Genomic DNA, 7,938 nt, shown 5'->3' with positions numbered 1-7,938 from the left:
ACAGAGATCGGCTTCCACGATCGTGACAATGCCAGGGATGGCATTTCCCGAGCCCGTATGGGCCAGCTTGCTGGCGTGTATCTTTGTTGGGTAATAAAACGAATATCCTGTGAATATTCGCAGTTGTTACCCAGCAAAGATGGCGAGCCCAGTGGCGTGTCGTGGAAGGTGACTCTGTTTCCTCTAGATCCAGCTTTAAATCAGATCACATTTTTACTTAGATTGGTATAAGTGCAGCCCGCTGTTGTTTACGGCCGATGACTTTGCTGTGACGACGCCTTTAAATTGTTATAAAATAACAAAAAAATGACTGCGGACTTCACTATGACTTCACCTGTACCCACCCATCTTGTAATGGGCTTTTTAGGCACCGGAAAAACCACGCTATTGCGCCATTTATTAGCCAATAAACCTGAGCATGAGCGCTGGGCTATTCTGGTGAATGAATTTGGTGAAGTGGGAATAGATGGCGCCCTTTTAACCGAACAAGGCGCCATGATTAAAGAAGTTCCTGGCGGTTGCTTGTGTTGTGTCTCGGGCTTACCCTTTCAAATTGGCCTAAACGCCCTCTTGCATAAGGCCAAGCCCGATCGGCTATTTATTGAGCCCAGCGGCTTAGGTCATCCTAGCCAAATTTTACAAACCCTGACCGCCGAACACTATCAAACCGTATTGCAATTAGCGGCGACTTTTTGCGTGGTCGATCCGCGCCAATGGGCAGATAACCGCTATCAAGAGCACGAAACCTATCAAGACCAACTGGCACTCGCCGATGTGTTAGTGATCAATAAAGCAGATTTGAGCACACCTGAGCAAATAGCCAGCTTAGAGACCGCAATTAATAACGGCTTGTTTGCCGAGCAAGACTCGCAACAATGCGTTAGTGTCAGCCAAGGTCAGCTAGATCCTAAATGGCTGCATGCCCAGCATAACCACGAGCGTAAAGCCGCCACCCCTCAGGCACATGCAAATAATGAAGCTCGTCCACTGATTGCCAGCCCAGAGCCGCGATTAAGCCAAGCACAGCCATGGCGCCGCTATAGTAATTTAGGTCAAGATCATTACTCGGTGGGCTGGCGCTTTTTAAGTGAGCTGTGTTTTGACTTACCTAAGGTAGAGGCCTTTTGCCGCTCACTCAAAGTCGCGCGCTTAAAAGCCGTATTACCCACACAAGATGGCTGGTGGGCGTTTAATCAGGTAGGTGAGCAGCTCAGTGTTTATCGCTTAGCACCACAAAAAGAAGGCCGTTTCGAGTTAATCGACCTCGAGCCTTTACCCGCACAACGGCTACAAAAACAACTGTTAGCCACCTTGAGTTAACTGTTTTACGCCGTACCCTGACAGCTATGTTTACAACGCATTAATCGGTAATTTAAAGAAGGTTTTACCCTGTTCGTCGGCAGGCGGCATCTCGCCGGCACGAATATTCACCTGAATAGAAGGCAATATCAGTCGCGGCATGCCCAAGGTGGCGTCACGCTCATCACGCATCGCAATAAAGCTGGCTTCATCTATGCCATCGCGCACATGAATATTGTCTGCTTTTTGCTTAGCTACCGTCGTTAAATACTCATGGCTACGCCCTGCTTTAGGGTAATCATGACAAACATAAATATTCGTTGCTGCTGGCAAGGCCAAGAGCCGCTGAATGGAGCGGTACAGCTGCTGACTACTACCACCGGGAAAGTCACACCGTGCAGTACCCACATCGGGCATAAATAAGGTATCCCCTACAAATAAAGCTTGGTCATTTACCAAATAAGCAATATCTGCCGGTGTGTGGCCTGGGCTGTGTAGCACCTTAAGCTCCAGCTGCCCCACTGTTAAGGTATCGCCGTCAACAAATAAGCCATCAAACTGACTGCCGTCCGTCATAAACTCTGGCTCTAAGGCAAACACCTCACGAAATATACCTTGAACATCAGTGATCTGTGCGCCAATACCCACCTTGGCATTAAGACTGTCACGTAAAAATGGGGCGGCCGATAAGTGATCAGCATGGGCATGAGTTTCTAGTACCCAATCAATAGTTAGCCCTTGCTCTGCTACAAAATCCAGCTGTTGCTGAGCAAGCTCTGTGCTGGTACGGCCCGAGGGATAATCAAAATTTAATACCGGATCAATAATCACGCCATGCCCGCCTACTTGGTCGAACACCACGTAACTAAAAGTTTCGCTGTCGTTTTCTAAAAAGGCTTTTACTTGGGGTGTGATTGCTTGTGCCATGACGATCCCTCTTGTGCTGTTAATGTCATATTATTACATAACATTAGCACAACCTAATTTAAAAAACAGTATAAAGAGGAAACAGAGTCACCTCTCTCGACACGCCACTGGGCTAGCCATCTTTGCTGGGTAACAACTGCGAATATTCACAGGATATTCGTTTTATTACCCAACAAAGATTAAAGGCAAGAGCGAAAAGTGGCAACGACTCAAATACTGCTAATGGTAAGGAGTCCCCTACTAATAGCTGGGTGTTTGGCTCTTACCCTATAACGTCTTTTTCAGATCTTATCTCTATTGTTCCGTGGGTTCCGTGGCGAAAAATTTTGATCAGTTAGTTTTCCTGATTAGTATTAGTGTGTTTGATATTAGCCACAAACAACAATGCCGAAGCATGGCTTCGGCATTGGTTGGCGAGCGCTGATTATAGCGCGTGAACAACGGCTATTAGTACTTAGCGTTTGCGCCAATAAACCAGGCATCTTTATCAATAATGCGACTGGCTTCGGTAAACAAGTCTGCGGTGTCTTCATCACCCGCTTCACCCGCAACCTGAATGGCCTCACGAAGAGTCTCAGCCACCATTTTATAGCGCTTAGTAAGCGCTTGAACATGGTCATTTACTGCGGTAATACCGGTAGGGTAAGCTTCTAAGACACTGTCTTTAGCCACGCGTGCTGCCAAGCCATTTGGCTCACCACCTAAAATAACCACTCGCTCAGCAATGGTATCTGAAATTTCAAGAATGCGCGCAGTGGTGTCGTCTAATAGTTGATGCACACCAATAAAGCCCGCGCCTTGCAGATTCCAGTGGCACTGCTTGCCAGATAAGGTCAAGTCAATCACATTGGCCAAATTAGCATTTAATAGCTCAATCATCTGTTTAGCCGTGGTGTCGCTTAGTCCACTTGCATAACGTTCTCTCATTTTTATACTCCTAAAAAGTGATAAAACTGATCCTGTTAGCGTTCAGGGCATACTACACCCTCATACTAAACGGCTAATCATCTGCTGTTAACCCCTAACACACATTTCATTATTGCCTCCGTCACTGCGAGTCGCATCAGCTTAAGCTGGCACCAGACACGCACGCAGCCTTTAACGGCCCAGTGCCTGTTTTACATAAAGATCGAAGCGATTACCTTTGGTGGTTATTTGTGCCGAAGGCGACATTTCATTTAAAAAGCCGGCATAACTGGGGCGCTTCACAACCACGCGAGCGCGTGCCAGTTGCAACGCTTGGGGTAAGAGTGCATCCGCATCCAGATCTGGGCCCACTAATGACTGAAACACCCGCATTTCTTTTTTTACTAAGGCGGACTTTTTCTTATGAGGAAACATAGGATCCAAATACACCACTTCAGGCGGGCAGCTCACATCAGCCAAGGTATGACCAAAGGGCAAAAGCTGCATACGCTCACTTACCCAGTCGCCAATATCGCCATCTAAGGCCGCCCGGCGCAAGCCATCAGCCAGCAGCGCATACACCACAGGGTGACGCTCACACAAGGTGACTTTACAGCCCAAAGAGGCTAATACAAAGGCATCTCGCCCCAACCCAGCCGTGCCGTCTAGCACACTCGGGGTATGGCCTTTTTTTAACCCTATCGCTTTGGCAATCGACTGACCTCGACCACCGCCAAATTTACGCCTGTGGGCCGCTGCACCGTCGGTTAAATCCACATAAACGCCGCCTAACTTGGGCTCATCCAGTTTACGCAGTTCTAATCGGCCTTCCGTTAATACCAAAGCAAAGGGCGCACTCGCCTTCACGCCTTCCAGCGCTTGTGTCAGCCGTGCAGCGTCGGCCGCCATGGTTGAGTCTTCTAATACAATCTGTAGTGGAACTTGCGGCTCGTTCATCAAGCATATCCATTAAAAACGGCTGACACTAGGCCAGCCGTTATCAGCGTTAATGACCCCCTAAGGAGCAGTGTTTATCTGGTCAATAAGATCTTTTCTTACGCTGATAGCTTATGGCTGACCGCTATCAGCTAATCCGTTAAGCCGTTATGCCAGAATGGCGCAGTAAGGCATCTATTTTTGGCTCACGACCCCGGAACTGCTTAAACAATTCCATGGGCTCTTTAGAACCACCTTGCTCTAAAATGGCATGCAAGAAATCGCGCCCCGTTTTAGCACAAAAGATCCCCTCTTCTTCAAAGCGCGAGAAAGCATCACTCGATAGCACTTCGGCCCACTTATAGCTGTAATAGCCCGCCGCATAGCCGCCGGCAAAAATATGGGCAAAGCCGTGCTGAAAGCGATTAAAGCTAGGGGGTGGCAATACCGACACTGACTCTCGCACCTTATCTAAAATGGCTTGTGCTTGACCTGGCTTAGCGCCGTCTTTGGCCATGTGTAGGCGAAAGTCAAACAAAGAGAACTCTAATTGGCGCAGCATCATCAAGGAAGAATGGAAGTTGCGCGCCGCTAACATACGCTCTAACAAATCAGCAGGCAGAGGTTCACCGGTTTCATGGTGGCTAGAAATAAAGGCCAACGCTTCTGGCTGCCAGCACCAGTTTTCTAAGAACTGGCTAGGTAGCTCAACCGCATCCCATGCCACGCCATTGATGCCCGACACACCCGCGACATCGACCTTGGTTAGCATATGGTGAATGCCGTGACCAAATTCGTGGAACAAGGTTTCTACTTCACCATGGGTAAAGAGTGCGGGTTGGTCGCCTACGGGACCATTAAAATTACAGGTTAAATACGCCACCGGCTTTTGCAGGCTGCCGTCTTCGCGATAACGACGACCCATGCAATCGTCCATCCAAGCGCCACCGCGTTTATTAGCACGAGCGTAAAGGTCTAAATAGAAACTGCCGCGCAGCTCGCCATCTTCACCATAAATATCAAAAAAGCGCACATCAGGATGCCACACCTCTACACCAAAACGCTCGGTCACTTTGACGCCAAATAGGCGTTTTACGGTTTCAAATAACCCATGAACCACTTTATTAGCGGGGAAGTAAGGGCGCAGCTCTTCATCAGAAATGGTGTATTTATGCTGCTTCAGTTTCTCGCCATAGTAGCTCACATCCCAGGCATTGAGTGAGTCTACTTCATGATGCTCACGGGCAAATTCGGTTAACTCAGCAAGCTCAGCCTTACCCTGCGGGTAAGAGCGCTGCGCTAATTGATCTAAAAAGTCTAATACCTGTTGCTCGTTTTCTGCCATTTTAGTGGCCAATGATAACTGGGCATAGTTCTCATAACCCAGCAATTGCGCCAGCTCTTGCTTAAGCGCCACCGTTTCTTCAATCACGGCTGTGTTATCAAACTCACCGGCATTAGGGCCTTGATCTGAGGCGCGAGTACAATAAGCGCGATATAGCTCTTCTCGCAGGCTGGCATCGTCGGCATACATCATAATCGGTAAATAAGACGGAATATCCAGGGTAAACACCCAACCGTCTAGCTCGCGAGATTCAGCCTGCGCTTTAGCTGCGGCTATCGCTGATTCTGGCAAGCCTGCCAGCTGCTCTTCGTCGGTAATGTGCTTAATCCACGCTTGCGTGGCATCTAGCACCTGGTTGGCAAAGCGCGAGCTTAAATCAGAAAGACGCGACTTTATTTCACCAAAGCGGGCTTTTTGTGCCGGCTCAAGCGCAATACCCGATAGGCGAAAATCACGCAGGGTATTATTGACGTCTTTTTGCTGTGCCAGACTTAACTTTTTAAAGTTATCGCGCTTGGCCAGGCTATCAAAGGCGTTAAATAGTCCTTGATGCTGACCCATCCAAGTGCTGTATTCCGATAGCATTGGCAAACATTCTTCATAGGCTTGGCGCAGCTCTTCGCTATTTAATACCCCGTTTAGGTGACTCACCGGCGACCAAATACGCGACAGACGATCACCCACTTCTTCTAATGGTGCAACCAAGTTATCCCAGGTAAAGTTTTCATCGTGATCCAGCACACTGGCCACACGTTTTTTACAATCAGCAATGGCATGCTCTATGGCGGGCTTTACGTGCTCTGGTTTAATCTGGCTAAACGGCGGTAAGCCGTCCATGGTCAGTAGCGGGTTCGTCATCTTGATACCTCTTTGTATTTAGGCTATCGACTTGCTCAAGAGCAAACGATCAATACCCCTAAGATGGTGATAGCCGCGCCAATGTTCAAGCTTTTACTGACGATAAGCGCCAAATTATCACGATATCGCTCAGTTAGTGAGCATATTATCCTAAGCAGCTTGGTGTACAATCAGCAATGCCTTAGGCTGTAATTCATTATTGCCTCATATTCATCCATTTTTCTATTAGGAGCCTCTCTCATGGCACAGCATTTTGATTACATCGCCATTGGTGGCGGTAGTGGTGGTATTGCCTCTGCTAACCGCGCCGCCATGCACGGTAAAAACGTCGCCTTAATTGAAGCCAAAGACTTAGGCGGTACCTGCGTCAACGTAGGTTGTGTACCTAAAAAGGTGATGTGGTACGGCGCACAAGTGGCCGATGCCATTAAGTTGTATGCACAAGATTACGGCTTTGACGTTGATTTAAAAAATCACAGCTGGAGCAAGCTGGTAGAAAGCCGCCAAGCCTATATTGGCCGCATTCATCAGTCTTACGACCGTGTGCTGGGTAATAATAAGATTACTGTTATCAAAGGCTTTGCCAGCTTTAAAGATGCCAAAACTGTGGTGGTAAACGGTGAAGAGTACACCGCCGATCATATTACCATTGCCACAGGGGGTGAGCCGGTTATTCCACACATCCCCGGCGCTGAGCACGGTATTGACTCTGACGGTTTTTTTGCTTTAACAGAGCAACCGAAACGCGTCGCTGTGGTGGGGGCCGGTTACATCGCCGTGGAATTAGCAGGAGTGATGAACGCCCTGGGGTCAGAAACGCATTTATTAGTTCGCAAACACGCGCCCTTGCGTAACTTCGACCCTATATTAACCGACACCCTAGTAGAAGCCATGGCCACTGAAGGGCCAAAGCTGCACACCCAATCAACGCCGAAAAGCGTCGAAAAGCAGGCCGATGGCAGCTTCTTGCTGACGCTAGAAAATGATCAGCAACTGGAAATCGACTGCCTCATTTGGGCCATAGGTCGTCGCCCCTTAACCAGTAATCTCAACTTAGCAGCCGCCGGTGTAGACACAGACGAGCGCGGCTACATTAAAGTAGACGAGTATCAAAACACCAGCGCCGAAGGTGTGTATGCCGTTGGTGATAATATCGGCTATGTAGAGCTTACCCCAGTGGCGGTTAAGGCCGGACGTCAGTTATCTGAGCGATTGTTTAATGGCCAAACCAACGCCAAAATGGATTATAACTTGATCCCAACCGTGGTCTTTAGCCATCCGCCAATCGGTACTTTGGGCTTGTCTGAACCAGAAGCACGCGCGGAATATGGCGATGACCAAGTCAAGGTTTATACCTCAAGCTTTACCTCTATGTATACCGCTGCCACACAGCACCGCCAAGCCTGCAAAATGAAGCTGGTGTGTGTAGGTGACAACGAGAAAGTGGTTGGGGTACACGGTATTGGTTTTGGTATGGATGAAATTCTTCAAGGCTTTGCGGTGGCCGTTAAAATGGGTGCCACCAAAGAAGATTTTGATGCCTGTGTGGCCATTCACCCCACGGGTGCCGAGGAATTTGTTACCATGCGCTAAGGGTATTAACCTAGAGCACACATATCGGGTAGGGTGAGGATTACTCCTCATCCCTCCCACAGAACCGTACGTAC

Annotated in this window: 7 protein-coding genes; 3 read left to right on the top strand and 4 right to left on the bottom strand. The window is 48.6% G+C overall.

The window, feature by feature from the left end; translation table 11 throughout:
• Both ACTHY5_RS10270 and ACTHY5_RS10265 read left to right on the top strand, forming a co-directional pair.
• The coding region (locus ACTHY5_RS10270) for a hypothetical protein (protein WP_441879326.1) at positions 1-231 on the top strand (231 nt) is incomplete at its 5' end.
• A 93-nt stretch (positions 232-324) separates the two neighbouring features.
• Positions 325-1,320, top strand: a complete 996-nt coding sequence (locus ACTHY5_RS10265) for a CobW family GTP-binding protein (RefSeq protein WP_441879325.1) — start codon at positions 325-327, stop codon at positions 1,318-1,320.
• A 30-nt stretch (positions 1,321-1,350) separates the two neighbouring features.
• Here ACTHY5_RS10265 and ACTHY5_RS10260 read toward each other — a convergent pair whose 3' ends face one another.
• From ACTHY5_RS10260 to prlC, 4 genes are all read right to left on the bottom strand, one after another.
• The gene (locus ACTHY5_RS10260) at positions 1,351-2,226 is read right to left on the bottom strand and encodes an MBL fold metallo-hydrolase (protein WP_441879323.1); all 876 of its coding nucleotides are present in this window, start codon (positions 2,224-2,226) and stop codon (positions 1,351-1,353) included.
• Between the two features lie 447 nt (positions 2,227-2,673).
• The gene (gene dps / locus ACTHY5_RS10255) at positions 2,674-3,153 is read right to left on the bottom strand and encodes a DNA starvation/stationary phase protection protein Dps (protein ID WP_441879321.1); all 480 of its coding nucleotides are present in this window, start codon (positions 3,151-3,153) and stop codon (positions 2,674-2,676) included.
• 171 nt (positions 3,154-3,324) lie between these two features.
• Positions 3,325-4,089: a class I SAM-dependent methyltransferase gene (locus tag ACTHY5_RS10250; RefSeq protein ID WP_441879320.1), complete on the bottom strand. Its 765-nt coding sequence runs from the start codon at positions 4,087-4,089 to the stop codon at positions 3,325-3,327.
• Between the two features lie 139 nt (positions 4,090-4,228).
• Positions 4,229-6,271: an oligopeptidase A gene (gene prlC, locus ACTHY5_RS10245; RefSeq protein WP_441879318.1), complete on the bottom strand. Its 2,043-nt coding sequence runs from the start codon at positions 6,269-6,271 to the stop codon at positions 4,229-4,231.
• Between the two features lie 240 nt (positions 6,272-6,511).
• Here prlC and gorA point away from each other — a divergent pair, with 240 nt between their 5' ends.
• Complete coding sequence (gene gorA, locus ACTHY5_RS10240) at positions 6,512-7,864, top strand: glutathione-disulfide reductase (RefSeq protein ID WP_441879316.1); 1,353 nt, start codon at positions 6,512-6,514, stop codon at positions 7,862-7,864.
• Positions 7,865-7,938 lie beyond the last annotated feature (74 nt).

It is taken from the genome of Oceanisphaera sp. (genome assembly GCF_052084945.1).
Lineage (GTDB): Bacteria > Pseudomonadota > Gammaproteobacteria > Enterobacterales > Aeromonadaceae > Oceanimonas.
Note: the sequence above shows the minus strand (reverse complement) of the source record. Positions and strands in the feature narration are given on the sequence as shown.

Coding starts and splice junctions, on each gene's coding strand:
- gorA (WP_441879316.1), top strand. CDS start 6,512: ATGGCACAGCATTTTGATTACATCGCCATTGGTGGCGGTAGTGGTGGT.
- ACTHY5_RS10265 (WP_441879325.1), top strand. CDS start 325: ATGACTTCACCTGTACCCACCCATCTTGTAATGGGCTTTTTAGGCACC.
- ACTHY5_RS10260 (WP_441879323.1), bottom strand. CDS start 2,226: ATGGCACAAGCAATCACACCCCAAGTAAAAGCCTTTTTAGAAAACGAC.
- ACTHY5_RS10250 (WP_441879320.1), bottom strand. CDS start 4,089: ATGAACGAGCCGCAAGTTCCACTACAGATTGTATTAGAAGACTCAACC.
- dps (WP_441879321.1), bottom strand. CDS start 3,153: ATGAGAGAACGTTATGCAAGTGGACTAAGCGACACCACGGCTAAACAG.
- prlC (WP_441879318.1), bottom strand. CDS start 6,271: ATGACGAACCCGCTACTGACCATGGACGGCTTACCGCCGTTTAGCCAG.